The organism is Alteraurantiacibacter lauratis, assembly GCF_037154155.1.
Classification (GTDB): Bacteria; Pseudomonadota; Alphaproteobacteria; order Sphingomonadales; family Sphingomonadaceae; genus Alteraurantiacibacter; species Alteraurantiacibacter lauratis.
The window spans coordinates 1-25,324 of sequence record NZ_JBANRN010000002.1 but is presented as its reverse complement, the minus strand read 5'-3'; the positions used below and the strand labels follow the sequence as shown (position 1 = coordinate 25,324).

At 66.1% G+C, this 25,324-nt stretch carries 23 protein-coding genes; 16 read left to right on the top strand and 7 right to left on the bottom strand.

The window, feature by feature from the left end; translation table 11 throughout:
* Positions 1 to 64: 64 nt before the first annotated feature.
* A complete protein-coding gene (gene cpaB / locus WFP39_RS02435; RefSeq protein ID WP_336917551.1) occupies positions 65 to 1,108 on the bottom strand; it encodes a Flp pilus assembly protein CpaB in 1,044 nt (347 codons plus the stop codon).
* Positions 1,109 to 1,186: 78 nt separating this feature from the next.
* Positions 1,187 to 1,678: an A24 family peptidase gene (locus WFP39_RS02430; protein ID WP_336917550.1), complete on the bottom strand. Its 492-nt coding sequence runs from the start codon at positions 1,676 to 1,678 to the stop codon at positions 1,187 to 1,189.
* Between WFP39_RS02430 and WFP39_RS02425 the strand changes: the two genes are divergently transcribed.
* Genes WFP39_RS02425 through WFP39_RS02415 form a run of 3 tightly spaced genes read left to right on the top strand, consistent with a single transcriptional unit; the run spans position 1,604 to position 4,047 of the window.
* A complete protein-coding gene (locus WFP39_RS02425) occupies positions 1,604 to 2,740 on the top strand; it encodes an alpha/beta hydrolase (protein ID WP_336917812.1) in 1,137 nt (378 codons plus the stop codon). The genes WFP39_RS02430 and WFP39_RS02425 overlap by 75 nt on opposite strands.
* Positions 2,740 to 3,834: an NAD(P)/FAD-dependent oxidoreductase gene (locus WFP39_RS02420; protein WP_336917811.1), complete on the top strand. Its 1,095-nt coding sequence runs from the start codon at positions 2,740 to 2,742 to the stop codon at positions 3,832 to 3,834. The genes WFP39_RS02425 and WFP39_RS02420 overlap by 1 nt, the downstream gene beginning before the upstream one ends.
* Positions 3,835 to 3,870: 36 nt before the next feature.
* The gene (locus WFP39_RS02415) at positions 3,871 to 4,047 is read left to right on the top strand and encodes a YegP family protein (protein WP_336917549.1); all 177 of its coding nucleotides are present in this window, start codon (positions 3,871 to 3,873) and stop codon (positions 4,045 to 4,047) included.
* A 12-nt stretch (positions 4,048 to 4,059) separates the two neighbouring features.
* Here WFP39_RS02415 and rnhA read toward each other — a convergent pair whose 3' ends face one another.
* From rnhA to ispH, 3 genes are read right to left on the bottom strand one after another with little or no spacing between them, the layout of a single operon-like run.
* Positions 4,060 to 4,506 (bottom strand): ribonuclease HI, encoded by a 447-nt coding sequence (gene rnhA / locus WFP39_RS02410; RefSeq protein ID WP_336917548.1) that lies wholly within the window; start codon positions 4,504 to 4,506, stop codon positions 4,060 to 4,062.
* Positions 4,503 to 5,477, bottom strand: coding sequence for a homoserine kinase (gene thrB, locus WFP39_RS02405; protein WP_336917547.1), 975 nt, complete (start codon positions 5,475 to 5,477; stop codon positions 4,503 to 4,505). The genes rnhA and thrB overlap by 4 nt, the downstream gene beginning before the upstream one ends.
* An 8-nt stretch (positions 5,478 to 5,485) precedes the next feature.
* Entirely contained in the window at positions 5,486 to 6,475 is a 990-nt protein-coding gene (gene ispH / locus WFP39_RS02400; RefSeq protein ID WP_336917546.1) for a 4-hydroxy-3-methylbut-2-enyl diphosphate reductase, read from the bottom strand.
* A gap of 77 nt (positions 6,476 to 6,552) precedes the next feature.
* Here ispH and WFP39_RS02395 point away from each other — a divergent pair, with 77 nt between their 5' ends.
* The 9 genes from WFP39_RS02395 to tatC all read left to right on the top strand — a co-directional run bounded on the left by WFP39_RS02395 (position 6,553) and on the right by tatC (position 13,849).
* Positions 6,553 to 7,200 carry a hypothetical protein gene (locus WFP39_RS02395; RefSeq protein WP_336917545.1) on the top strand — a complete coding sequence of 216 codons (648 nt, stop codon included), beginning with the start codon at positions 6,553 to 6,555 and terminating at the stop codon, positions 7,198 to 7,200.
* 69 nt (positions 7,201 to 7,269) lie between these two features.
* A complete protein-coding gene (argS, locus tag WFP39_RS02390) occupies positions 7,270 to 9,015 on the top strand; it encodes an arginine--tRNA ligase (protein ID WP_336917544.1) in 1,746 nt (581 codons plus the stop codon).
* A 3-nt stretch (positions 9,016 to 9,018) separates the two neighbouring features.
* On the top strand, positions 9,019 to 9,750 hold the full coding sequence (locus WFP39_RS02385) for an SPOR domain-containing protein (protein ID WP_336917810.1): 732 nt from the start codon (positions 9,019 to 9,021) through the stop codon (positions 9,748 to 9,750).
* Between the two features lie 77 nt (positions 9,751 to 9,827).
* Positions 9,828 to 10,841 carry a beta-N-acetylhexosaminidase gene (gene nagZ / locus WFP39_RS02380; protein ID WP_336917543.1) on the top strand — a complete coding sequence of 338 codons (1,014 nt, stop codon included), beginning with the start codon at positions 9,828 to 9,830 and terminating at the stop codon, positions 10,839 to 10,841.
* 26 nt (positions 10,842 to 10,867) lie between these two features.
* The gene (locus tag WFP39_RS02375; protein ID WP_336917809.1) at positions 10,868 to 11,644 is read left to right on the top strand and encodes a segregation and condensation protein A; all 777 of its coding nucleotides are present in this window, start codon (positions 10,868 to 10,870) and stop codon (positions 11,642 to 11,644) included.
* On the top strand, positions 11,641 to 12,258 hold the full coding sequence (gene scpB / locus WFP39_RS02370) for an SMC-Scp complex subunit ScpB (protein WP_336917542.1): 618 nt from the start codon (positions 11,641 to 11,643) through the stop codon (positions 12,256 to 12,258). Before WFP39_RS02375 ends, scpB begins: the two co-directional genes overlap by 4 nt.
* Positions 12,259 to 12,292: 34 nt before the next feature.
* On the top strand, positions 12,293 to 12,538 hold the full coding sequence (gene tatA / locus WFP39_RS02365) for a twin-arginine translocase TatA/TatE family subunit (RefSeq protein WP_336917541.1): 246 nt from the start codon (positions 12,293 to 12,295) through the stop codon (positions 12,536 to 12,538).
* A 24-nt stretch (positions 12,539 to 12,562) separates the two neighbouring features.
* Complete coding sequence (gene tatB / locus WFP39_RS02360) at positions 12,563 to 13,015, top strand: Sec-independent protein translocase protein TatB (protein WP_336917540.1); 453 nt, start codon at positions 12,563 to 12,565, stop codon at positions 13,013 to 13,015.
* Positions 13,016 to 13,018: 3 nt separating this feature from the next.
* Positions 13,019 to 13,849 carry a twin-arginine translocase subunit TatC gene (tatC, locus tag WFP39_RS02355; RefSeq protein ID WP_336917539.1) on the top strand — a complete coding sequence of 277 codons (831 nt, stop codon included), beginning with the start codon at positions 13,019 to 13,021 and terminating at the stop codon, positions 13,847 to 13,849.
* Here the strand turns inward: tatC and WFP39_RS02350 are convergent.
* Positions 13,846 to 15,615: an amidohydrolase gene (locus WFP39_RS02350; protein WP_336917538.1), complete on the bottom strand. Its 1,770-nt coding sequence runs from the start codon at positions 15,613 to 15,615 to the stop codon at positions 13,846 to 13,848. The genes tatC and WFP39_RS02350 overlap by 4 nt on opposite strands.
* Complete coding sequence (locus WFP39_RS02345; protein WP_336917537.1) at positions 15,612 to 16,526, bottom strand: NAD(P)-dependent oxidoreductase; 915 nt, start codon at positions 16,524 to 16,526, stop codon at positions 15,612 to 15,614. The genes WFP39_RS02350 and WFP39_RS02345 overlap by 4 nt, the downstream gene beginning before the upstream one ends.
* An 81-nt stretch (positions 16,527 to 16,607) precedes the next feature.
* On the opposite strand from WFP39_RS02345, the gene WFP39_RS02340 reads away from it, so the two are divergent.
* The 4 genes from WFP39_RS02340 (at position 16,608) to WFP39_RS02325 (ending at position 25,253) form a co-directional block, all read left to right on the top strand.
* A complete protein-coding gene (locus WFP39_RS02340; protein WP_336917536.1) occupies positions 16,608 to 17,855 on the top strand; it encodes a threonine ammonia-lyase in 1,248 nt (415 codons plus the stop codon).
* 168 nt (positions 17,856 to 18,023) lie between these two features.
* Positions 18,024 to 18,875 carry an arginyltransferase gene (locus WFP39_RS02335; RefSeq protein ID WP_336917535.1) on the top strand — a complete coding sequence of 284 codons (852 nt, stop codon included), beginning with the start codon at positions 18,024 to 18,026 and terminating at the stop codon, positions 18,873 to 18,875.
* Positions 18,876 to 18,906: 31 nt separating this feature from the next.
* The gene (locus tag WFP39_RS02330) at positions 18,907 to 21,027 is read left to right on the top strand and encodes an autotransporter assembly complex protein TamA (protein WP_336917534.1); all 2,121 of its coding nucleotides are present in this window, start codon (positions 18,907 to 18,909) and stop codon (positions 21,025 to 21,027) included.
* On the top strand, positions 21,027 to 25,253 hold the full coding sequence (locus WFP39_RS02325) for a translocation/assembly module TamB domain-containing protein (RefSeq protein WP_336917533.1): 4,227 nt from the start codon (positions 21,027 to 21,029) through the stop codon (positions 25,251 to 25,253). Before WFP39_RS02330 ends, WFP39_RS02325 begins: the two co-directional genes overlap by 1 nt.
* Positions 25,254 to 25,324 lie beyond the last annotated feature (71 nt).

The window sequence follows — 25,324 nt, the reverse complement described above, 5'->3', positions numbered from 1 at the left end:
TGGGATCCGCCTGCGGGCTGCGATCCGGTGGAGTTGTGGTGAAGGTGGGTTGCGATCATGGCGGTCACCGGGTTCCCGTGGTGCGAGCCACGGGCACTTCGGTGGTTTCCTTGCCGCGCGTTACGCGGACCACGGGGCCGGCGGGCCGGGCGGGCTGGGCCGCGCCGCCGGGAACGCTGGGCATCCCGAAATTGGCCGGAGCCGGCGCCGCGTTGGCGTTGGTGCCGCCCATTGCCGGCATGGTGCGGCGCTGGAAGCGCGACACATCGCCGCCGGTCACATAGGTGGTAGCCCCTTCGCGCGGGCGGGAGACGACCTGGCGCAGGATGCGTTCCTCGTCCTGGCGGGTGGCACCGGCGGGCATTTCCACATCACCGGCTGCAATCGCACGGTCGAGTTCGGCCTGGTTGTCCGCGATCGAACGCAGCGACAGGCTGAGCGTGCCGATGGTCTGCGCGACCGAAATCTTCTCGGCAATGCGCGGGGTCACTTCCAGCGTCACCGTGCGGAAGGCGCGCACCACGGTGCGGCCGTCTTCGGTGGTGGTGGTTTCGGTCGACTGGTCGGTGGCGAGCACGCGCAGATTGGTCAGGATCGTTTCGGCAGCGCGCAGGCCCTGGCCTTCCTCGCCTTCGACGGTCTGGGTCAGCACCAGATCGACCCGGTCGCCCGGAAACACGAAACCGGCAACGCCCGTGCGGGCCGACACCGGCACTGTCACCGCGCGCATCCCCGGCCCCAGAGCCGCCGCCAGGAAGCCGCGGTCGCCCGGTGCCACCAGCGAGCCCTGAGTCACCGGCTCACCCGCAGTGATCGGATGGCGCACCACGGTGCCCAGCAGCGTGTCCATATTCGCTTCGCCATCGATGAAATAGGCGTCCTGCACCAGTTCTTCCGGCCAGAGCTGGAAGCCGATGGCATCAGCGGTGATGATCGTGCCCACGGGCAGGGCGCGCTTGGCGACCAGCACCTTGGGGCCTTGCGGTTCAACCGGGGCAGCTTCCACCTGAGGGGCGGCCGCGCCGGCGAACATGCTGCGTGCGGCAAGGGCGGTACCGATCGCGATGACCAGCGCCCCCATCAGCAGAATGAGCTTCTTCTTGTCCATGGTGCGTCAAGCCCCCTTAGTGTTCCGTAACGGAATTGAAGTTGTGTCCGGGTTACAGGTGATTGGTTAAAATGCGGTTCACCCCGAAAGGCCGGGAATGGCCGATTGGGGTATGTAGAAGCTGGCGATGACCCACAGGCCCGCGGCGGAAATCGCCACGCCATAGGGAATGGCGATCCGGTCCTTGCGGCGGCGCATCACGTGCCAGGCGCCAAACACCAGCGTCAGGACGCCGCCCAGCAGGGCCATCATCACCAGCAGTTTGAGGAAATGGGCAGGCGCGATCCACAGCGCGAGTGCGGTAAGCAGCTTCACATCGCCGCCGCCCATCGCCTTCAGCGCAAACAGGATCGACAGCAGCAGGAAGGTCGCCACCGCGACGCCGATCTGCATCGCTATGCCCGGCCACAGCGACAGGCCGTCGGCATACCAGAACACCGGCGCCCCCAACGCAATCGCGCCGTTCAGCCAGTTGGCAATGCGGCGGCTCTTGAGATCGGTAAAAGCCGCCACCAGCAAGCCAATTGCCAAGGCCGCCAGCAGTGCATACTTGATCGGTTCGTCCAGCATTCTAAGTCCCCGAGAAACCCCTGGACTTCGCTGACTAGCGGGGATCACTTACTAAAAAGTAACCAAGCGCAGGAGGCTGGTATTCAGCAAAGTGACGGCAACCCGCCCCGCGCGTTCGACAGGCGCGCCATTCCGGCAGGTGCAGCGGAACGAATCTGGCGCGCCGCGGACGGGCATCCCATCCGCCTGATCGACTGGTCTGCCCCCGCTGGCGAAGGCGCGGCACGCGGGCATATCCTGTTCCTGCCCGGACGCGGCGATGCCTATGAAAAATATCTAGAAACCTTCGAACATTGGCGCAGGCAAGGCTGGCAGGTCAGCGCAGCAGACTGGCGCGGCCAGGCCGGATCGGGCCGGCTCGGCGCCGATGCCGTCACGGGGCATATCGACGATTTCGGCATCTGGATTGCCGATCTGGCCGCGCTCTGGCGCGACTGGGCCGCAGGGAAAAGCGGCCCGCTGGTGCTGGCAGGCCATTCGATGGGCGGGCATCTGGTGCTGCGCGCGGCGGCCGATGGCGCGCTGTCGCCGGCGCCCGCAGCGCTGATCCTGTCGGCGCCAATGCTGGATGTCGCCCCCTATTGGGCGCCGCTCTGGCTGAAAGGCGCGCTGGCAGGCATCATGGCACGCGCAGGCGATCCACGCCGCCCGGCATGGAAATGGAGCGAGAAGCCCGGCGAACTGCCCCAAGGACGCGGCGCGCTGCTCACGCATGATCCGGCGCGCTATGCGGACGAGGCGTGGTGGCGCGAGGCGCGGGGCGAACTGGTCATGGGGCCGGGAAGCTGGGGCTGGGTGGCGGCGGCTTCGCGTTCGATGCGGCATCTGGCGCAGGCCGGAAAACTTGAGAAAGTGACCCTGCCGGTCATGCTGCTTTCCACGCGGGGTGACAGGCTGGTATCGCCGAGCGCCATCCGCCGCGCTGCTGCGCGCCTGCCAAAGGTGTCTTTCCTCGAATTCGGCACCGAAGCGGCGCACGAAATCCTGCGCGAGGCCGATCCGGTGCGGAACAAGGCGCTGGCGGCGATTGACGCCTTTCTGGAGGGGTTGGTTACCGCGTGATTGACCATGCCGACTTTGCCGTGATCGGTGCCGGCATTGCCGGGGCCAGCATCGCGGCTGAACTTGCGCCGCATGGCAGCGTTCTGGTGGCGGAGGCGGAACGCCATCCCGGCTATCACACGACCGGGCGATCGGCGGCCTTCTGGGAAGAATGTTATGGCGGGCCGGGCGTGGTGCCGTTGACGCTGGCATCGGGCCATTGGCTGCGCGAAGGCGGGTTCCTGCGCGAACGCGGCGCGCTGTATATCGCCCGCGCCAATCAGGTGGATCAGCTCGATGCGTTCGAGAAGTCCTTTGTCGGAACCGGTGTGTCAATCACGCGCATTGCCCGCGCAGGGATGGAACGGCTGGTGCCGGGGCTGAACGGAGAATGGGTCGAAGCGATTAGCGAACCGCATTGCGCCGATATCGACGTCGCCGCGCTCCACCAGCATTATTTGGCGCAGGCGCGGCGCAGCGGGGCGCAGATAGTCACCGGCCACCGCCTGATCGCGGCGCAGCGCAGCGGCCGCATCTGGCATTTAGCGTTCGAGAATGGCGCAGAGGCTTCCGCGCGCGTGCTGGTCAATGCGGCGGGCGCGTGGGTGGACGATGTGGCGCAGATCGCGGGTGCGCAGACGATAGGCATCACGCCGCTGCGCCGCACAGTGGTGCAATTGCGGGTCGAGCCTGAAATGCATCCTGGCCTGCCGCTGGTGCTGGGGATCGACGGATCGTTCTATTTCAAGCCCGAAAGCGGGCGCATCTGGCTCAGCCCGCATGACGAAACGCCCAGCCCGCCCTGTGATGCCGCGCCGGAGGAACTGGATGTGGCGCTCGCCATAGACCGGTTTGCCCAGGTGATCGACTGCCGGATTGCGGCGGTGGAGCGCAAATGGGCGGGGCTGCGCAGCTTCGCGCCCGACCGGCTGCCGGTCTATGGATGGGATGGGCAGGTCGAAGGATTCTTCTGGTTCGCCGGCCAGGGCGGCTTCGGCATCCAGACCGCGCCTGCCGCCGCGCGCCTCGCCGCGCAGATCGCCACCGGCAGCGCGCCCGACGCCATGACGCAAAGCATTGACGCGGCTGTTTACTCTCCCGAACGCTTTGTCTAGCCTGTCCGCTCCAACAACCACCGGGGATGCAGTGCAATGGCTCACAAGTTCGAAATCTACAAGGACAAGGCGGGCGAGTTCCGCGTGCGCTTCAAATACAATTCGGAAACGATGTTCTCGTCCGAAGGCTATTCGAGCAAGGCCAGCGCGCAGAACGCGATCGATTCAATCAAGAAGAACGGCCCCGACGCGCCGGTGGAAGACAACAGCTAAGCGGGCCTTGCGTTAAGCGGGTTTGCGGCCCGCCTCGTCGGCGGCATCGCTGGCGAGGCGGTCCACCCGCTCGTTCTCCGGGTGCCCGCTGTGGCCGCGCACCCATTCCCAAGAAACCTTGTGCCGCTGTGTTGCCTCGATCAGGTCGTGCCACAGATCGGCGTTCTTGACCGGCTGCTTGCTGGCATTGACCCAGCCGCGCTTTTTCCAGCCATCGATCCATTTGGTCATGCCGTCGATCACATAGCGGCTGTCGGTATGGATCGTCACCTCGCACGGCTCGATCAGGGCGTTGAGCGCGCGGATAACCGCGGTCATTTCCATGCGGTTGTTGGTGGTGGACGCCTCGCCGCCCGCCATCTCCTTTTCGTGCCGCCCCATGCGCAGCAGCACGCCCCAGCCGCCGGGGCCGGGATTGCCCTTGCAGGCCCCGTCGGTGAAGATATCAACCCGCTTCATGCCGCAAACAGCGCGGGCCCTTGCGCGGCGTAGAAATCCAGCCGCCGCACGAAATCCATCGGGTCCTTGCGCGTCACCAGGGCATCGGCAGGGGTATCGAGCCAATCCTGCGCCCTGCTGGAGACAAAGCGCAAGGCTGCCGCCTGCGCCAACACCGGCATGGCGGACCGCTCTGCCGCTTCCAGCGGGCGAATCTGCTGATATCCGGCCAGCAGAGCCGCGCCCACATCATGGCGGAAAGCGCGCCCGCCTGCGGTAAAGCTCCAGGCCGCGTGGGTCACCGCCAGATCATAAGCCATCGCATCGTTGCAGGCGAAGTAGAAGTCGATCAGCGCGGAAACCTCGTCCCCTCGCATCAGCACATTGTCAGGGAACAGGTCGGAATGGATCACCGATTGCGGCAGGCCCTGCGGCCAGCCCGCCGCGATCCGTGCCGCAATGCCGATGGTGGCGGGCAAGGCCGGGTCAATCAGCGCAAGGCTCTGCGTCCCGCATTCGGCCAGCACCTTTGCCGAGGCATCCGCCCCCAGCGCATTGGCGCGGGTCTTGGGAAAATCCATGGCCGCCAGGTGCATCTGCGCCAGCACGCGGCCCACCGCGTGCGCCTGTGCGGGTGAGGGCAGATCGACCGAGACACCGGGCAGAAATTCGATAAGAGCGACCGCCTTGGGCCCGATCCAGCGGAAGCTGGCGCCATCGCGGTCGTGGATCGTGCGCGGTACCGGGCAGCCCTTAGCGGCCAGATGATCGAGCAGGTCGAGAAAAAACGGCAAATCGCCCAGGTCGATCCGCCGTTCATACATGGTGAGGATGAAGCGCGCGCCGCCCGATCCGCTTCCTGTCGTCTCGATCAGCCAGTTGGAATTGGACACGCCTTCGGCAATGCCCTTGGCGCTGACGAGCTGGCCGACATCGTAATGGCCGATCAATTCTTCCAGATCGGCAGAGGTAAGCTGGGTATAGACCGCCACGAACGCGCCTATTCCGTAAGCTGGCGCGGCAGCTTGAAGATCATGTTCTCCTCGGCCGTCAGCACCGGCTCCTCCGTGATGGCGCGCCATTCGGCCAGCCGCGCGACCACTTCGCGCACCAGCGCTTCGGGAGCAGATGCGCCGGCGGTAAGGCCTACGGTGTGCACATTGTCGAGCCAGGCCGGGTCAATCTCGGATGCCCGCTGGATCAGCCGCGCGGGCGTGCCGCAGCGTTCGGCCACTTCCACCAGCCGCAGCGAATTGGACGAATTGGGCGCGCCGATCACCAGCACCAGATCAGCCTTGGGCGCGATGGCCTTCACCGCCGCCTGCCGGTTGGAGGTGGCATAGCAGATATCTTCTGCCTTGGGTGCGACAATATCGGGAAAGCGCGCCTGCAAGGCGGCGATGATGTCGGCTGTATCGTCCACCGACAACGTGGTCTGCGTCAGGAAGGCGAGCGGCCGGCCTTGCGGCACCTCAAGCGCTGCGACATCCTCGACCGTTTCCACCAGCGTCATCGCGCCATCGGGAACCTGGCCGAATGTGCCGATCACCTCCGGATGGCCCTTGTGGCCGATGAACAGGATATGCCGCCCGGCCTCGATCTGGCGTTCGGCCTGGCGGTGCACCTTGGACACCAGCGGGCAGGTCGCATCGACATAGATCATCTGCCGCCGCTCCGCCTCGGCGGGCACGCTCTTGGGCACGCCGTGCGCGGAAAAGACCACGGGCACGCCTTCGGGCACCTCGTCCAGTTCCTCCACGAAGATGGCACCCTTGGCTTTCAGCCCGTCCACCACATAGCGGTTGTGCACGATTTCGTGGCGGACATAGACCGGCGCGCCATACCTTTCGAGAGCCCGTTCCACGATTTCGATCGCGCGGTCTACCCCGGCGCAGAATCCGCGCGGCGCGGCGATCAGGATGTTGAGCGGCTGCAAACCGGCCTTCACAGCCGTGTCCGGAAATGGCGTTTCGGGAAAGGGAGCGTTCATATCCACGGCACTAGCGGTTGTCGCGGGATAGCGAAAGGGGTAGGGGCAGCATCTTGCAAAGGACACAAGGATCCGGAATGACCCTGCGTATCGTATTGGTTGCCGCCATCGCCGCCATTGGCCTTGCCGGTTGCAAGACTTCCGGCGACATCGTGGTGCAGCAAGGCGTGGGCATTACGGCCGTGCGCACGGCCTGCCCGGCGGTGGGTATTGCCGACTATACCGGCGACATCACCCTGTTCGCGCCCGCCACCGCGACCACTGCCGATGCCATCGATGTGACCGCGATCATCACCAATGTGCGCAGCACCTGCACCGAATCGGCCGCCGAAGTGCAGACCAATGCCACCTTTGAAGTGCAGGCCACGCGCCGCAACACCACTGGTGCCCGCACCGTGGAGCTGCCCTATTTCGGCACCGTGCTGCGCGGCGGGGATTCGGTCGTGGCCAAGCGGCTGGGCACGGTCACGGTCAGCTTTGCCGATGGGCAGGCCCGCGCCAGCGCCATGGGCACGGCGGGGGCCGTGGTCAACCGGGCCGAGGCGACACTGCCGCCGGAAATCCGCGAACGCATCACGCGCACGCGCCGCGCCGGGGACGAGGACGCCGCGATCGATCCGTTGACCCTGCCCGAAGTGCGCGCCGCCGTGACTCGTGCCACGTTCGAACTGCTGATCGGCTTCCAGCTGACCGACGATCAACTGGCCTATAACGCGACCCGCTAGGCTTGCGCTGCACAGCAGGTCGCGGCCGCGCCTTCCGTTCGCGGGTCAAACCGGCTAACGGCGCTGGCCATGACTGATGTGAACACGCTCTACGCCGCCTTCTCGGCCCGGATCCACGCTGTGCTTGCCGCGCTGGAAGCGGAAGGCCGGCTGCCCGCTGGAATTGCACGCAGCCATGTGAGCGTGGAACCGCCGCGCGACCCCGCGCATGGCGATCTGGCCACCAACGCCGCGATGGTGCTGGCCAAGCCTGCTGCCACCAATCCGCGCAGTCTGGCAGAACAAATCGTGGAAAAGCTGGCCGCCGATCCCGCGATCACCAGCGCCGAGATTGCCGGGCCGGGATTCATCAATCTGCGCCTCGCAAATGTAAACTGGCTGGAGGAACTGGCCGCGATTGCCCGGCTGGGGGCGGATTACGGCCGTTCCACCATGGGGCAGGGGCGGCGCGTGAATGTCGAATATGTCTCTGCCAATCCCACCGGCCCGATGCATATGGGCCATTGCCGCGGCGCGGTGGTGGGCGATGCGCTGGCCGCGCTGCTCGAATATGCTGGGCATCAGGTGATCCGCGAATATTATGTCAACGATGCGGGCAGCCAGGTCGACACGCTCGCGCGCTCTGCCCACCTGCGTTACCGCGAGGCGCTGGGCGAGGAGATCGGCGAAATTCCGGCGGGCATGTATCCCGGCGAATATCTGGTGCCCGTGGGTCAGCGTCTGGCGGACAGGTTCGGCGCCAGATATGTCGGCCAGCCTGAGAGCGAATGGCTTGCGCTGTTCAAGGCCGAAGCCGTCGCCGCGATGATGGACCAGATCCGCGCCGACTTGGCGCTGCTGGGCATCCGCCACGATGTGTTTTCGTCCGAGGCGGAATTGCAGGCTGCTGGCAAGCCGGAAGAGGCCGAGAAGTGGCTGCGCGCACACGATCTGGTCTATGATGGCGTGCTCGAACAGCCCAAGGGCAAGGTGCTCGACGATTGGGAGCCGGTGGCGCTGCCGCTGTTCCGTTCCACCAAGTTTGGTGACGATCAGGATCGCCCCATCCGCAAGAGCGATGGCAAGTGGACCTATTTCGGCGCGGATCTCGCCTACCACATGCAGAAGGCGGAAACCGCCGACGAGCTGATCGACATCTGGGGCGCGGACCATGCGGGCACGGTGAAGCGGATCAAGGCGGCCGTTGCGGCGCTGAGCGAAGGGCAGGGCAAGCCGATCCCCTTCGATGTGAAGCTGGTGCAGATGGTGCAATTGCTGCGCAATGGCGAACCGGCCAAGATGTCCAAGCGCAGCGGCAATTTCGTCACCATCGCCGACATGGTGGAGGAAGTGGGCAAGGACGTGGTCCGCTTCACCATGCTGGCGCGCAAGCCCGAAGCACAAATGGATTTCGACTTTGCCAAGGTGGTGGAAGCCAGCAAGGACAACCCGGTTTTCTACGTCCAGTATGCCCATGCGCGCATCTCCTCGATCCTGCGCAAGGCGGCGGCGGAAGGTCTTGCTCCTTCGGATGCCCATCTCGACTTGCTGGGCGAGGATGACCTCGCGCTGGTGAAGCTGGCGGCGCAATTCCCGCGCGAGGTGGAAGCCGCCGCCAAGGCGCGCGAACCGCACCGCATCGCCTTCTATCTCTATGATCTGGCGGCCGCTTTCCATGCCTATTGGAACCTCGGCAATGACGATGCGGCAAAACGGGTCATGGTGGCACATTCCCCAGAGCTTACGCAGGCGAGGCTTTTCCTGTGCGTCCAAATCGGGCAGGTAATCCGCAACGGGCTTGCCCTGCTGGGCGTGGAGGCGGTGGAGGAATTGTAAGTGATGCACATGGTGGGTGGGGAACATGATGACATCGACGGGACCGGGCAGGACGAGGCCTATGACGCGGGCGAGCAGTTGCGCCTGACGGGCGACGATGACGACGCTCTGCCCTGGCTCGAATCCGATGAAGACGAGGAAGAGCCGGGGAGCGATTACCGCATCCTGATTTTCGCCGCGATTGCCGTGGCGGCGCTGGCGGCAATCCTGTTGGCGGCCAATCATTTCCTTTCGCGGCAGGCGGCCGGCGATGCGGTTCCCGATGGCAGCACCATCGCCGCGCCGGAGGAACCCTACAAGGAACGCCCCGAAAATCCCGGCGGCAGCGAAGTGGCAGGCACCGGCGACATGAGTTTCGAGGTGGGCGAGGGGCAGCGCCGCGAAGGCCGCATCGCCAGCGATGCGCCTGCTCCTTCGATCGACGTAGAGGCCGCTCCGGCTGCTGCGCCAGCGACTGGCTCCGGCGCTGCGGCAACCCCTGCGCCTGCCCGTGCCGCCACTGGCGTGGGCGTGCAGATCGGCGCCTATTCCACGCGCGCCGCTGCCGAAGCAGGCTGGACCCAGCTTTCGGGTCGATATTCCGCCTTGCAGGGTCTTGGCCACCGCGTGGTGGAAGGCACGGCCGACAGCGGCACGATCTTCCGGCTGCAGGCAATTGCCGGCGATGTGGAGGCTGCCAATGCCCTGTGCCGTTCGATCCGCAACGCGGGGGGCGATTGCCAGGTCAAGCGGTAAGCTGTCCCCGGTCGCTGTCCACATGAACGCAGTGGACTGCGCTTGAAGCGGCGGTGTAATCCTGCGAAGTTTCGCACATGACGCCTGCCATTTTCGGCCTTTCCGGCACCGTGCTGACCGATGCGGAGCGCAGCTTTCTGCGCGAGGCTGACCCTGCGGGCTACATCCTGTTCGGCCGCAATGTGGAAAGCCGTGCGCAATTGCGCGCGCTGACCGACGATTTGCGTGCGATCCACGGGCGTGATCGGCTGCTGATCTCTATCGATCAGGAAGGCGGGCGCGTGGCGCGGATGAAGCCGCCAGTGTGGGATGCCTATCCCTGCGGCTGGGCCTTTGCCGAATTGTGGGCCGTGGCCCCTGCCAGCGCGATGGAGGCGGCACGCGCCAATGCGCACTTGCTGGGCCTCGATCTGGCCGAAGTGGGCATCACGGTGGATTACGCGCCGCTTCTCGATGTGCGGCAAGAGGGCGCGCATGACGTGATCGGCGACCGGGCGCTGGGCAGCGATCCGCTGGCCGTGGCGGCCCTGGGGCGCAGCGTGCTCGAAGGGCTGGCGCGCGCCGGGGTGACCGGCTGTGTCAAGCATATGCCGGGGCATGGCCGCGCCATGGCGGACAGCCACAAGGAATTGCCCGTGGTGGACGCGGACACACAGGCGCTGACACGCGACCTGGCGCCCTTCAAGGCGCTGAAGAACGCGCCCATCGGGATGAGCGCGCATGTCCTTTACGCTGCATGGGATGCGGACAATCCCGCCACGCTGTCGCCCCGCATCATTGCCGATGTGATTCGCGGCGAAATCGGCTTTTCCGGCCTGCTGCTCACCGATGATATCGACATGCAGGCGCTCACCGGCACAATCCCCGAACGCGGGGAGCGGGCGATTGCGGCGGGCTGCGATCTGGTGCTCAATTGCTGGGCGAAGATGGAGGACATGGAGGGCCTTGCCAGCCGCCTGCCGCCGATGAGCGCGGCGGCACGGGCGCGGCTCGATGCGGCGCTGGCTTATCCGGACGCGCACCGGCAGGACGGCGACCGCGCCTTTCTGCTGGCGCAGCGCGATGGGTTGCTGGCGCAGGTTGCCGCCTGATGGAGGACGCGGCGCTGCTCCCCGGCATGGAACAGCCGCCTTTGCCCGAATGGGATGGTGCCGCCAGCCAGCCGGGCGGCGATGCCGCGCTTTATCTCGAACTCGATGGATGGGAAGGCCCGCTTGACCTGCTGCTCGATCTGGCGCGGCGGCAAAAGGTTGATCTGAAAGCGATTTCGATCCTTGCCCTAGTTGACCAATATATCGCCTATATCGAGCGGGCCGAGGCGCTGAAGCTGGAAATCGCCGCCGATTACCTGGTGATGGCAGCCTGGCTTGCCTACCTCAAATCCGCCATGCTGCTGCCCAAGGAGGAGCAGGAGGACCCTTCGCCCGAAGAGCTGGCGCTGCGCCTGCAATTGCGGCTCGAACGGCTGGGCGCGATGCGCGATGCCGCCGCGCGGCTGATGGCGCGCGACCGGCTGGGCCGCGATGTGTTCGCCCGCGGTGCGCCCGAAGGCGTGCGGGTGCTGCGCCGCAATCAGTGGCAATGCGACTGGTTTGACCTCATTCGCGCCTATGGCGATGTGAAACGACGGACGCAGCCGGTGGTGCATATGGTGCGCGAGCGCCCGGTGATGACGCTCGATTCGGCGATCGAGCGTGTGTCCGCGATGCTGGGCGTGACGCTCGACTGGATGGAACTGCGCGCCTTCCTGCCCCCGCACGCCGATCCGCGCCTGCGTCGCTCGGCGCTTGCCTCCAGCTTTGTGGCCGCGCTGGAACTGGCGCGGCTGGGCAAGGCGGAATTGCGGCAGGACGATGTGTTTGGCCCCTTGCACCTGCGGCGGGTGAAGGGATGAGCGGCGCACCAGACGACCTGACACGCGCGGTGGAGGCGCTGCTGTTCGCGGCCGAGACGCCGCTGAGTGCTGATGAGATTTCCGCGCATCTGGAAGGGGCGGATGTGAAAGGCGCGCTTGCCCAATTGCAGGCGCATTACGCGCCGCGCGGCGTCAATCTGGTCGAACGGGGCAAGCGCTGGCAGTTCCAGACCGCGCCCGACATGGCGCATCTGCTGCGCCGCGAGAAGGACCAGCTGCGCCGCCTGTCGCGCGCCGCGACCGAAGTGCTGGCGATCATCGCCTATCACGAACCCGTCAGCCGCGCGGAGATCGAGGCGATCCGCGGCGTGCAGACCAGTGCGGGCACGCTCGATGTGCTGATGGAGGCCGGCTGGGTGCGCGTGGCAGGACGGCGCGATGTGCCGGGCCGGCCGGTGATTTACGCCACCACGCCCGATTTCCTGAACCATTTCGGCCTTGCCAGCCGCCGCGATCTGCCCGGTATTGACGAGCTGAAAGCTGCCGGCCTGCTCGATCCGGTGGACGAAGCCTTCGACGAAGCGATGGAACAGCGGGCCGATATTTCGCCCGAAGCGACAGACTCGCTGGAAAACCCGAAGGAAAGCGCCTAGGTTGCCTGGACACGCTTAACGCAAGGAATTCACAATGCAGCCCGGTATCTGGCAGATCCTGATCGTCGCAATCGTCGTGCTCGTGCTGTTCGGGCGCGGGCGCATTTCCGAAATGATGGGGGATTTCGGCAAGGGTATCAGCAGCTTCAAGAAAGGGATGAGCGAAGGCAGCAACGCCGCCGCCCCGCCGCCCGCGCAAATCACGGGAGACGCCCGCCCGGCTGACTCGACCGCCGCCCAATCTGCCGACAGCGCGCCTGCCGACAAGACCGTCAACTAATCCCCTCTCAGGGCGCCGCAGGCCATGTTCGATATCGGCGCAGAGGAATTGCTGCTCATCATTGTGGTGGCGGTGATCGTCATCGGCCCGAAGGAACTGCCCGCCGCCCTGCGCGTGGTAGGCCGTTTCGTGGGCAAGTTGCGGCGCATATCCTCGCATTTCCGCACCGGGCTCGATGCCATGATCCGCGAGGCGGAGATGGAGGAGCTGGAAAGGAAGTGGAAGGCGCAGAACGAGAAGATCATGGCGATGCATCCGAATGGCGGCCCACCGGGAACGGAGCAGACCGGCGCCTATCCGGCCAAGCCAATGATGCCCGCACCCACCAGCGATCCGGCCCCGGCTGGCCCGCCGCTCGACGCGTCAAGCGATGCGGCAGCCACTGGCGCCCGTGCCGAAAGCGCCGCCACGCCCGCGCCTGCAGCGGCACCGGCAGAGCCACCTGCGGTGTCCCCTGCACCGGATAAGGCAGGCTGACGCATGGCCTTCAAGCTGAAAGACCTTGACGATACGCAATCCCCGCTGCTCGATCACCTGATCGAACTGCGCACGCGGCTGGTGCGCGCGGTGCTGGCATTTCTGGTGGCCTTTGGCGTCTGCTTTTACTTTGCGGATGACATTTTCGGCTTTCTGGTGCGGCCGTTGACGCAGGCCTTCCCCGAAGGGCAGGGACAGCTCATCTTCACCCGCCTCTACGAAGCTTTCTTCGTCGAGGTGAAGGTGGCCATGTTCGCGGCCTTCTTCGTCAGCTTTCCGGTGATTGCCAACCAGATGTGGGCGTTCATTGCGCCGGGCCTCTATGCGCGGGAGAAGAAGGCGTTCCTGCCTTTCTTGCTGGCAACGCCGATATTGTTCACCGCTGGGGCAAGCCTTGCCTATTTCGTGGTGATGCCCACCGCGTTCAAATGGTTCCTGGGATTTCAGGGCAATGCGGGCGGGCTGGAGGCGCAGGCGCTGCCCGCGATGGGCGATTACCTTGATCTGGTGATGCGGTTCATTCTGGCCTTCGGGATCAGCTTCCTTCTGCCGGTGCTGCTGCTGCTGCTTAACCGCGCAGGGATCGTCAGCCGCGCGCAATTGGTGGGCGCGCGCCGTTATGTGGTGGTGGCCGTCTTTATCCTTGCCGCCTTCATCACGCCGCCTGACGTGATATCGCAGCTGCTGCTGGCGCTGCCTCTCTTGATGCTGTTCGAAGGATCGCTGGTGCTGATGCGGATGGGCGAGAAGAGGCGCGAAAAGGAAAAGGCAGAAGCAGAGGCTGCCGAGGCCGCCGAATCCGCCGCGGGCGAGGGCGCGCAAAAACCGCTCTAGCGGCCTTCTGGCACGGGGCCGTAAACGTCGGCATCTTGCGGCAGGCCAGGCACATCATCGGGCAGGGTTTCGGGCAGGGTATCGGCGGGCGCATCCTCGCCCAGCGCCCATACCCTTTGCCCGGCAATCCATGTCTGGAGAACCTGCGTTGCGCGAATGCCATCGGCGTTTAGGGCCAGCGGGTCATCGCTCAGCACCGCAAAATCGGCGCGTTCGCCTACTGCCAGACGGCCAAAGCGCCCTTCGGCAAAGCCGGCGTAAGCACCGCCGGCGGTATAGGCGGCGAGCGCGGCCTCGCGGCTGATGCTTTCCTCCGGTAGCCATCCGCCTGCTGGTTGGCCCGCCGCATCGGTGCGGCTGATGGCAACCGCGATGCCTGACAGCGCGTCGGCGCGCTCCACCGGCGCATCCGATCCGAAGGCGAGCGGAGCGCCCGTCGCGGCGATCGAGGCCCAGGCATAGGCACCACGCAATCGATCCGGCCCCAATCGCGCCTCGGCCATCAGCCTGTCCGATGCCTGGTGTTCGGGCTGCATACTGGCAATGATGCCGTGGCGGGCAAAGTGGGCGATATCCGCCGGATCGACGATCTGCGCGTGTTCGATACGCCAGCGCCGGTCGCCGGGGAAATCCTCCGCCAATTGCGCAATGGCATCGAGGGCATCCTGATTGGCGGCATCGCCAATGGCGTGGATCGCCACCTGGAAACCGTCCATGCTCGCCCGGCTCATCAGATTGCGCAATTGCGTCCCGTCGAGCAGCGAAAGGCCGCGATGGCCCGGCCGATCGGCATAGGGCGATTTGAGCAGCGCGCCGCGCGATCCCAGCGCTCCATCCAGAAACAGCTTCACCCCGTTCAGCCGCAGCCGGTCCTCATACAGCCACGGCGTCGGCCCCGGCCCGCCGATGAGCAGCATGGCCGGCACACCATCGGCATAGGCCATGATGCGCAGCCTCAGGCGGCCCGCATCGCCCGCGCGGCGGAATGTCATCCAGTCTTCGACACTGGTGCCCATGTCTGCCACAGCAGTCACCCCGTGGCGGAAGAACTCGATCTGCGCCTCGTGCAAGGCAAGGTCGGCATCCACCGCGCGCGGCGGGGGGATATGCGCGGTGACAAGCTGCATCGCATTGTCGATCAGCACGCCTGCCGGTGCGCGGGCCCCCGGCCCGGCCCCTCCCCGGCGCACGATCTGCCCGCCCGCAGGATCAGCCGTCTGCGCGGTGACGCCGCCGGCGGCCAGCGCCGCGCTGCTGGCCCATACCGCATGGCCATCGGCGCGGGTCAGCACCACCGGCCGGTCGCCGACAACCGCGTCGAGTTCGGCCGCTGTAGGCAGGCGGCCAAGTCCCCACCGCTCCTCGTTCCAGCCGCGCCCGACCAGCCACGGGCGCAAGGGGTATTGCTCGGCATAGGCGGCGATGCGCGCCAGCGCGTCCTCCAGCGAGGTCGTGTCCGACAGGTCAAGCGAGAGCTTGGACAGGCCCAGCGCCATCACATGGGTATGGGAATCGACGATGCCGGGAACGACAACGCGCCCTTCCATGTCCACGCGAAAGGCAATGGAGGTGCGCGGCCGGTCGCCGAAATCGAGCAGTTCGAGCACGCGCCCGTCCTCGCCCACCACCATGCCGGCGAAGCGATCCACCCGGCCATCGCGGGTGACTGAAATGCCTTCCAGATTGTCGAAATGGGTTTGCGCGGCAGCGGGGGAGGCCAAGACGCAGGCAAGCGCCACGCTGGCGATCATGGCAAGGCGCTTCATGCCGCATTCCCCTTGCCCAGATGGCGGACAAGCGCGCTGGTATCCTGCCGTCCGCCGCCCATCTGCTGGACGGTGGCGTAGAACTGGTCAACCAGAGCGGTGACGGGAAGCGACAGGCCACATTCGCGCCCTTCAGCCAGCGCAATCGCCAGATCCTTGCGCATCCAATCGACCGCAAAGCCGAAATCGAAGGAATCGGCGGCCATGCTGGCCCAGCGGTTGTCCATCTGCCAGCTTTGCGCCGCGCCGCCGCTGATGGCGTCAAACACCTTGGCCGTGTCCAGCCCGCTCGCCTGCGCCAGCCGCAGCGCTTCGGAAAGGCCCGCCAGCACGCCGGCAATGCAGACCTGGTTGACCGCCTTGGCTCCCTGACCCGCGCCCGCCGGGCCTATATGCACGATGGCCTTGGCATAAGCGCGCAGCACGCCCTGTGCGGCCTGCATCGCCGCTTCGCTGCCGCCGCACATGATCGAGAGCGCGCCGTTTTCCGCGCCCGCCTGTCCGCCCGATACCGGCGCGTCGAGGGCGAGCAGTCCGCGCGCATCCGCCTCTGCCGCAATGCGTCGGGCAAGTGCCGGGCTGACCGTGGTGTGATCGACAAACAGCGCGCCCGGCTTCATCGCCGCCAGCACGCCGCCATCGCCCGGATCGGCCCCCAAGACCACTTCGGCCAGATCATCGTCCTTGCCAAGACAGGTGAGCACCACATCTGCGCCAACCACGGCGTCGGCGGCACTGGCGGCCAGTTTGACGGCGAGGCCCGCCGCGCTCGCGCGGTGCAGAAACGCCTGTCCGCGCGCTTCGCTGCGGTTCCAGCCGGTCACGCGGTGGCCCGCGCGGGAAAGGTGGCAGGCCATAGGCGCGCCCATGGTGCCAAGGCCCAGAAAGGCAATCGAAAGGGAATCTGTCATCGCCGCCTGACTGCCCGCATGGGCGCGGTAAAGCAATCATGGGGTTTGGCTTGGCGTCATTTCTGCGATAGGCCGCTGCGCATGACCACGACGACCCCGATGCAAACACCGGCCAAGGCCCGCCTCGACATTGCCGATATCCGCGCCGCTGCGGATGCGATTGGCGATGCCGTGGTGCGCACGCCCACCCTGCACAGCAAGACCCTGTCGGCCATTACCGGCGCGGACATCTGGCTCAAGTTCGAGAATCAGCAATTCACTGCCGCCTACAAGGAACGCGGCGCGCTCAATGCGCTGCTGCACCTGTCGGCAGAGCAGCGCGCCAAGGGCGTGATCGCGGCGAGCGCGGGCAACCATTCGCAAGGGTTGTCCTATCACGGCACCCGTCTGGGCGTGCCGGTCACGATCGTGATGCCGCGCACCACGCCGACCGTGAAGGTCATGCAGACCGAAAGCGTGGGCGGCAAGGTGGTGCTCGAAGGCGAAACCTTTGACGAAGCCTATGCCCATGCCCGCGCGATGGAGCGGCAATTGGGCCTCACCTTCATTCACCCGTTCGACGATCCGCTGGTGGCGGCCGGGCAGGGAACGGTCGCGCTGGAAATGTTCGCCGATGCGCCCGACCTTGATACCATCGTCGTGCCGATTGGCGGCGGTGGGCTGATTTCGGGCATGGGGACGGTGGCGCGCAGCCTTGGCACCGGTGTTGAAGTGGTGGGTGTGCAGGCCGCGCTGTTCCCGTCGATGTTCAGCCATATCAAGGGACAGGAACTGCCCTGCGGCGGCGACACGCTGGCCGAAGGCATCGCGGTGAAGGAACCGGGGCATTTCACCCGCCAGATCATTCGCGATGTGGTGGACGATATCGTGCTGGTCGAAGAACCGCATCTGGAAGAAGCGGTCTCGTTGCTGCTGCAGATCGAAAAGACCGTGGTCGAAGGCGCGGGCGCGGCGGGGCTGGCGGCGGTGCTGGCGCACCGGGCGCGCTTCCGCGGCAAGAGGGTGGGTCTGGTGCTGTGCGGCGGCAATATCGACACGCGCCTGCTGGCCAATGTGCTGCTGCGCGATCTGGCGCGATCGGGCCGGCTGGCGCGGCTGCAGATCACGCTGCAGGATCGCCCTGGCGCGCTGTTCAAGGTGATGCACCTGTTCAACCGGCACAATGTGAATATCCTGGAAATCTACCACCAGCGCATCTTCACCAATCTGCCGGCGAAGGGGCTGATCACCGATATCGAATGCGAGGCAAGGGACCGTGAACAGCTCGAAGCGCTGATTTCCGATCTGCGCGCGCAGGGCTATTCCGTTAGCCAGGTGGAACTGAACTGATCCGTTTCGGGGCGGGTGCCGATGCGTTGACCCCGATCCTGTGCAAATAATTTCTGACCTTGTGTCGTTTTATGGTTAAGATTGTATCGCGATACGAATCCGGCAGGCATAACCGGGTTCTGTCGCAAGACGGATCAACCCATTCAAGGCTACAGGATCAGCCCACAGGTGACAGCGCCCGTCCGATTTCCCCGGTTTTTCGTAACCAGCCCGGCCCCATGCCCCTATCTGCCCGGCAAGACCGAGCGGAAGGTGTTTACCGAGCTGAAAGGCCCGCATTCGGAACAATTGCACGATGCCCTGTCGCGCATCGGCTTTCGCCGCAGCCAGACGGTCGCCTATCGCCCCAGCTGCGTGGATTGCCGCGCCTGCGTGTCGGTGCGCGTCGTGGCGAACGAATTTCAGCCATCGGCAACGCAGCGCCGCAATCTGAAGCGCAACGGCGACCTGATCGTCAACGAATGCCGCCCCTGGGCCACCAGCGAACAGTTCGCGCTTCTGCAGAAATATCTGTCTGCCCGGCATCCGGGCGGCGGGATGGCCGCCATGGACGAGGTGGATTATGCCGACATGGTGGAACATACTTCGGTCTCAAGCTTTGTAATCGAATACAGGGAGCCCGATCCCGATGGCGGACCGGGCCGGCTTGTCGCCGCCTGCCTGACCGACCGGCAGGGGGATGGCCTGTCGATGATCTACAGCTTTTACGATCCGGAGTGCGAGGGGCGTAGCGGGCTTGGCAATTTCGTCATCCTCGATCATATCCGCCGCGCTGCGGAAGCGGGATTGCCCTATGTCTATCTGGGCTACTGGGTCGATGGATCGCCCCGGATGCAGTACAAGGTGCGTTATCGCCCGCTCGAACAGCTTGGCCCCGACGGGTGGGCCCGTATGCCCGAAACCGAGCAGTCTGCCCGCATCGCCGCTGTGGCAAAAGGCGCCGCGCGGCTGGATCAGGAAATGGAAGGGGGATCAAAGGATGGCGCCCCCGGCGAACACAGGCAGTACCGTTTCGTCTGATCCTGCCGCCATTGCCGCCCGTAATGCCTGGTTGACGCGCGCAAGCGCGGCAGCGATGGGGCTGGCGATCGCGCTGTGCCTGCCCGCCTTGCCGCTTGCCGCGCAGAGCCTTCCCACTCTCGATGATCTGATCCCGCAATCGGCGGTGAACGATCCGGAAGGCTGGGCCTTGGACGGCGCCGGGCCCCCGCCGGCGGACGAGGAGGCCAACGCGCTCGATGCCGGTTCGCCGATGGATCCCATGCCATTGCTGACGCTGGAGGCACCCGACGATCTGGTGATCGAGGATGCTGCGCCGCTCGAACCCGATGCCGAGCCGGTGGAATTTGTCGCCTTCGACGCGGTTATCCCGCCGCTTCCCGGTGCCAGCGAGGAGCGGCTTTCGGGCGAGCTGGTCCTCTCTTTCCCTGCCGATCTGGCGCAATTCCCCGAACGCGAGGAAATTCTCGAACGTTTCCGCGCGCTGTCCACCGTGGTCGATCTGGACGATGGCGGCAGCCGGGCGCGGCTGGCGGCGCAGGCGCGCGCGGACGAGGAATTGCTGCAACGCCTGCTGCACACCTATGGCTATTTTGATGCGCAGGTGATCCGTTCGGTCGATGTGCCCGAAGACGCCGCCGAACGGGCCGAGGGTGCCTTTGCCCGGCTCGATATCATCCCCGGTCGCCGGTTCCCGGTGGGTATGGTCGATCTGGGCAATCTGACGGCGGCAGGCGCCGATTACCCGGCTTTGCGTGCGACTTTCGCCGTATTTCCCGGCGATCCGATCTCGCTCGACGCAATAGAGGATGCACGCATCGCGCTGGACGAAGCACTGGGTGAAAGCGGGTATCCCTTTGCCATGCTGGCCGAACCGGAATTGCTGGTCGATCATGCGCGGGCCGAAGGCGATGTGCTGATGCCGGTGGAGCCGGGTGGCCGCTATGTCATCGGTCAGCTCATCAGCAACCGCGAGGATTTCCTGCCCGCGCGCCATCTTTCGCGGATCGCGCGCTTCGACGAAGGCGATCTGTACCGGCGGAGCGAGGAGATCGACCTGCGTCGGGCAATCCTGGCGACCGGGCTGGTCGGGACGCTGGATGTAACACCGGTCGAAGTGCGTGCCCCGCAGGGCGACCAGCCGGGCACAGTTGATCTGGCGGTGGACATGACGCCTGCCCCCTTGCGCACGCTGGCAGGCTCGATCGGTTACGGCACCGAAGAAGGCTTCCGTCTGGCGGGAAGCTGGGAACACCGCAATCTGTTCCCGCCCGAAGGCTTGCTGCGCGTGCGCGCCATTGCGGGCACGCAGGAACAGCTGGGCGGGATTACATTCCGGAAGAACAATTTTCACGGCCGCGACCGCATCCTGACAGCGGATGCCTTTGTGTCCAATGTCGATAATGTCGCCTTCGCGGCGCGCAGGGTTTCGGTTGTGACCACCTATGAACGGGTGAGCACGCTGTTGTTCCAGAAACCGCTGTCCTATGGCGGCGGGCTGGAACTGGTGGCGAGCCGCGAAACCGACCGCAAGCGGCGCAGCGTGATCCTGCCACGCGAAACCTTCCTGATTGCGGCCCTGCCGGTCTGGGCGCAGCTTGATTCGAGCAATGACCTGCTTGATCCCACGCAGGGCTTCCGTCTGCGCGGTGCAATCAGCCCTGAACTGTCGCGTACGAATGGCGCCAATTCCACCTATGCCAAGGTGCAAGTCGATATGAGCTGGTATCACCCGGCCAACGACAGCGTGGTGCTGGCGGCGCGTGCGCGGGCGGGCAGCATTGTGGGCGCGGATCTTGCGGCCATCGCGCCGTCGCGGCGCTTCTACGCGGGCGGAGGCGGCTCGGTGCGCGGCTATGGCTATCAGGCGATCGGCCCGCGCGATGCTGTGGGCGAACCCAATGGCGGGCGCTCGCTGCTCGAACTGTCGGCCGAGGCGCGCATTGCCACCGGCCTGTTCGACGGGGCAATTGCCGTTGTGCCCTTTATCGATGCGGGCGTTGTCAACCGCGATTCAGTGCCCGATTTCAGCGACATCCGCCTCGGCGCGGGGGTGGGTGTGCGATACCAGACCGGCTTTGGCCCCATCCGCCTTGATGTCGGCGTGCCGCTCAACCGCCGCGAAGGTGATGCGCCGGTGGCCGTCTATGTCGCGCTGGGGCAGGCGTTCTGATGGCCGAGGTGGAAGCCGCTTCTGCAACCCCCGCGCTTGCACGGCGCGGTATGCCGGGTGGCCGCGCGTTGGTTTGGGCGGGGCGCGTGCTTGCCGTTCTCGCCGCGCTGTTGCTGGCGGCGGTGGCCTTTCTGCATACGCCGCCGGGCAGGCAATTCCTGCTGAACCAGATTGCCGCCTACGCCCCCGCATCGGGCCTGTCGGTCGAGGCGGGCGGCATAAGCGGCTCGGTGCTGTGGAGCGCCAGCTTCACCGATGTGAAGTTCCGCGATGCCGATGGCGTGCTGTTTCTGGAAGTGCCCGAAGTCGATCTCAACTGGCGGCCGTGGAAGTGGTTCTTCACCGGGCTGGATATTCGCCACCTGATTCTGATCGACGGGCAATTGAACGCGGTTCCCCATCTGTTGCCCGGCGATCCTGATGCGCCGATCCTGCCCGATTTCGACATCCGGGTGGATCGGCTGGTGGTGGAGGACCTGCGCGTGGCCGAGGCGGTGCTGGGGCAGGAGCGCATGGTGCAGTTCCGCGCGCGCGCCGATGTGCGCCGGGGCCGGGTGTTCGTGGATGCGGGCGGCGAACTGGGCGGCGGCGATGTCTTGCGCCTGCTCGCCCATGCCGAGCCTGATGGCGACATTTTCGACCTGGAACTCGACTGGGCAGCGCCGCAAGGCGGATTTCTGGCCACAATGGCAGGCGCGAACGAAGCGCTGGATGTGCGGCTGCGGGGCGAGGGGCGCTGGACGCGCTGGAACGGCACCTTGCAGGCGCAGCTTGGCGGGGAAGACCTGATCGACCTCTCGCTGTTTAACGAGGCGGGGCAGTACCGCGTGGTCGGGCGCGCAATGCCGGGCGATCTGGTGGAAGGGTTTACCGCCCGTGCGCTGGGGCCGGAAGTGGCCTTCACGGCCGCCGGAACGCTGGAGGCGAGCGTGGCCGAGGGCAGTTTTGCCTTGCGCGGGGCGGCGCTGGATGTCGATGGCAGCGGCGCGGTCGATTTGGCCGATAACCGCTTTCGCGGGCTTGAGGTCGATGCCCGCCTGCTTGACCCCACGCTGTTCGGCGAGGCGGTGGCGCTGGAAGGCGCGGTGCTGAATGCGCGGCTGGATGGCCCCTTTGCCACGGCAGCGGCCGATCACCGGCTGACGGTGCGGCGCATTGTGGCGGGCGAGATCGTCGTGTCCGATGTGGTGCAGCAAGGCCGCCTGTCACGCAATGGCGATGCGTGGCTGGTGCCGCTCGATGCAACTATCGGCCGGGTGGTCAGCGGGGCCGAACTGTTCGATCCGCGGCTGGTGAATGGGCGCATGCGCGGTGCGCTGGTGCTGGATGGCAACCGCCTGGTGGGCGAGCGGCTGGATGTCGCCTTTCCCGGCCTGACCGGGCAATTGGCGCTTGCCGCGGATCTGGCGTCGGGCGCGGTGCGTGTGACCGGACCTGTGCGCGCGACGCGCCTCGCCTTTTCCGATATCGGCACGGTGGACAGCAATGCCCGGATCGATTTTGCGATCGGCGGGGGGCGTCCGTGGTCCTTGGCGGCGCAACTGGACGGGCGCGTGGCTGAGGCGACAAACGCCACGCTGGAAACGCTTGCGGGGCAGGACATCCGTTTTGCAGGCGGACTGACGTTGGGTGAGGGGCAGCCCTTGTCCTTTGCCACCATGCGCATCACCGCGACCAAGCTGGAAGCGGTGCTCGATGGCCGCGTGGAAGAGGGCGGAACCCGCCTTGTGGGCTCAGGGCGGCACGTCGATTATGGCCCCTTCACGGTGGAGGCCACGCTGGCCGATGATGGCCCGCGTGCCGAACTGGTGCTGGCCGATCCGCTGCCTGCCGCGGGCCTGCGCGATGTGCGCGTGTCGCTGGAGCCGCAGGGCGATGGCTTTGCAATCCTGACTCGCGGCGAATCGCTGCTGGGGTTGTTTGATGGCGATCTGTTCCTGCTGGCCGCCGAAGCGCAGCCGGTGCGTATCACGGTGAACCGCCTTGACGTGGCGGAGACGCGTCTGAGGGGACAGCTGCAGCTGGCGGAAGGCGGCGTGGATGGCGGCCTGCTCCTGTCGGGCGGCGGGGTGGAGGGGCGCATCGGCCTTGCTGCACGGCCTGAGGGGCAGGGCTTCGTGATTGACGCCACCGCGCGCAACGCCCGCTTCGGCGGCGAAGCAGCCTTGCAGATTGCCGAGGGAGACATTGCACTGCGGGGCTTCGTGCCAGCTGCGGGGGGCAGTGAAGGCGTCACCATCGAAGGCGATTTAGCTGCGGTTGGCGTCAGTTACGGCCAGCTTTTCGTGGGCAGGCTGGCGGGAAATGCGGCGCTGCGCAACGGCGTGGGTGCCTTTGACGCGGCGATTGCGGGGCAGCGCGGCAGCCGCTTCGAAATGCAGCTCAACGGCACCGCCACGGGCGACGAGATCAGCCTGGCGCTGCGCGGATCGCATGCGGGGCGCAGCATCGCCATGCCGCGCCGCGCGGTCATCTCGCGCACCGGGGATGGCGGCTGGGAATTGCAGCAGGCGCAGATTTCCTATGGCCGGGGCTTTGTGATCGCCAATGGCCGCTTTGGCGGGGAGGAGCCGGTGCAGGGGCGCCTCGCTCTCGCCCGAATGCCGCTTGCGGTGGCGGATGTCGTTCTGGGCGATCTGGGGTTGGGAGGTTCCGTTTCGGGCGTCGTCAATCTTGCGGCGGATGCAAGCGGCGTGCCGGTGGGCGATGCGCGGCTGCTCGTGCGCAATCTCAGCCGGTCGGGCCTGCTGCTCACTTCGCGCCCGCTTGACCTCGCGTTGGTGGCGGATCTTTCCCCCAGCCTGTTTCAAGCCCGCGCGGTGATTCGCGATGGCGACAGTGCCAGTGGCCGGCTGGACGCGCGGATCGCCGATCTGCCGCTGGCCGGCGCAGGCGGGGATCGCGGCCTTGCCGCGCGGCTTTATGCGGGCGATCTGCTGGCACAGCTGCGGTATCAGGGCCCGGCCGAAGCCTTGTGGCGGCTGGCCGCGATTGAGGTGCTCGACGTGGCGGGCCGGGTAAACGTGGCGGCCGAAGTGCGCGGGACGCTGGGCACCCCGCGAGTGCGCGGATCGGTTTCGGGCAATGGCTTGCAGGTGCAGGGCGCGGCTACCGGCACCGATATATCCAATGTGGCAGTGCAGGGCCGGTTTGACGGGTCGCGCCTGCGCCTGACCCGGTTCAGCGGGACGTCGCCGGGTGGCGGGAGCGTTGTTGGCAGCGGCTTTGTCGACTTTTCGAACATGACCCGCGACCGCGGCCCGCAGCTCGATGTGCGCCTTGCCGCGCGCAATGCCCGCTTGCTGCAATTGCCGGGAATGCGCGCGACGGTGACCGGGCCGATGCGCTTTGTATCGGACGGGGTGAACGGCACGATTGCCGGGCGGCTGGAAGTGCGCGAGGCGTTCTGGCGGCTGGGCGCGGCGGCGGAAACGGTGGAACTGCCTGATATCGCCATTACCGAGATCAACCTACCACCCGATATTGCGCCCGCCCGGCGCGCGGCCCGGCCGTGGCGTTATCTGGTGGATGCGCGCGCAGTGCGCGGGCTGGAAGTGGATGGCATGGGGCTGGATAGCGAATGGGGCGGGGAAATCCGCCTGCGCGGCACCACCGCCGATCCGCGCATTGGCGGCGAGGTGCGGATCGTGCCGCGGCAGGGCTATTACACCTTTGCCGGGGTGCGTTTCGAAATCACCCGCGGGCGCATCGATTTCGACGAGAGCGAGCCGCCCAATCCGCGGCTGGACATTCTGGCCGAATCCGAAGTGGACGGGATCAGCGTTGATGTCACCGTGCGCGGCAATGCCAGCCGCCCGGAAATCGCCTTCTCCTCGGTGCCTTCGCTGCCGGAGGAGGAGTTGATGGCGCGGCTGCTGTTTGGCGGATCGATTACCAATCTGTCGGCCACCGACGCGCTGCAACTGGGGGCTGCACTGGCGGCGCTGCGCGGCGGCGAGGGGCTGGATCCGATCAACCGCCTGCGCACCGCGATCGGGCTCGACCGGCTGCGCATTGTCTCCGCCGATGCGGCACAGAACCGGGGAACGGCTGTCGCCCTGGGCAAGAACATCACGCGTCGCCTGTATGTCGAGCTGATCACCGACGGGCAGGGCTATAACGCGACCGAGCTGGAATACCGCATCACGCGCTGGATTTCGCTGCTCGCCGCGATCAATACGCTGGGCCGGGGAAGTGTCGCGGCCGAATACAGCCGCGATTACTAGGCTTCGTGGACAAAGGGTATCCAGAGTTTGATTGAGGCCAGTGCGACGAAGCCGAGGTATGATTCTTTGGT

What these genes read in the sequence shown, in the direction of transcription:
- cpaB (WP_336917551.1), bottom strand. Translation starts at nt 1,108, where the DNA reads ATGGACAAGAAGAAGCTCATTCTGCTGATGGGGGCGCTGGTCATCGCG.
- WFP39_RS02430 (WP_336917550.1), bottom strand. Translation starts at nt 1,678, where the DNA reads ATGCTGGACGAACCGATCAAGTATGCACTGCTGGCGGCCTTGGCAATT.
- WFP39_RS02415 (WP_336917549.1), top strand. Translation starts at nt 3,871, where the DNA reads ATGGCTCACAAGTTCGAAATCTACAAGGACAAGGCGGGCGAGTTCCGC.
- rnhA (WP_336917548.1), bottom strand. Translation starts at nt 4,506, where the DNA reads ATGAAGCGGGTTGATATCTTCACCGACGGGGCCTGCAAGGGCAATCCC.
- ispH (WP_336917546.1), bottom strand. Translation starts at nt 6,475, where the DNA reads ATGAACGCTCCCTTTCCCGAAACGCCATTTCCGGACACGGCTGTGAAG.
- WFP39_RS02395 (WP_336917545.1), top strand. Translation starts at nt 6,553, where the DNA reads ATGACCCTGCGTATCGTATTGGTTGCCGCCATCGCCGCCATTGGCCTT.
- argS (WP_336917544.1), top strand. Translation starts at nt 7,270, where the DNA reads ATGACTGATGTGAACACGCTCTACGCCGCCTTCTCGGCCCGGATCCAC.
- WFP39_RS02385 (WP_336917810.1), top strand. Translation starts at nt 9,019, where the DNA reads ATGCACATGGTGGGTGGGGAACATGATGACATCGACGGGACCGGGCAG.
- nagZ (WP_336917543.1), top strand. Translation starts at nt 9,828, where the DNA reads ATGACGCCTGCCATTTTCGGCCTTTCCGGCACCGTGCTGACCGATGCG.
- WFP39_RS02375 (WP_336917809.1), top strand. Translation starts at nt 10,868, where the DNA reads ATGGAACAGCCGCCTTTGCCCGAATGGGATGGTGCCGCCAGCCAGCCG.
- scpB (WP_336917542.1), top strand. Translation starts at nt 11,641, where the DNA reads ATGAGCGGCGCACCAGACGACCTGACACGCGCGGTGGAGGCGCTGCTG.
- tatA (WP_336917541.1), top strand. Translation starts at nt 12,293, where the DNA reads ATGCAGCCCGGTATCTGGCAGATCCTGATCGTCGCAATCGTCGTGCTC.
- tatB (WP_336917540.1), top strand. Translation starts at nt 12,563, where the DNA reads ATGTTCGATATCGGCGCAGAGGAATTGCTGCTCATCATTGTGGTGGCG.
- tatC (WP_336917539.1), top strand. Translation starts at nt 13,019, where the DNA reads ATGGCCTTCAAGCTGAAAGACCTTGACGATACGCAATCCCCGCTGCTC.
- WFP39_RS02350 (WP_336917538.1), bottom strand. Translation starts at nt 15,615, where the DNA reads ATGAAGCGCCTTGCCATGATCGCCAGCGTGGCGCTTGCCTGCGTCTTG.
- WFP39_RS02345 (WP_336917537.1), bottom strand. Translation starts at nt 16,526, where the DNA reads ATGACAGATTCCCTTTCGATTGCCTTTCTGGGCCTTGGCACCATGGGC.
- WFP39_RS02340 (WP_336917536.1), top strand. Translation starts at nt 16,608, where the DNA reads ATGACCACGACGACCCCGATGCAAACACCGGCCAAGGCCCGCCTCGAC.
- WFP39_RS02325 (WP_336917533.1), top strand. Translation starts at nt 21,027, where the DNA reads ATGGCCGAGGTGGAAGCCGCTTCTGCAACCCCCGCGCTTGCACGGCGC.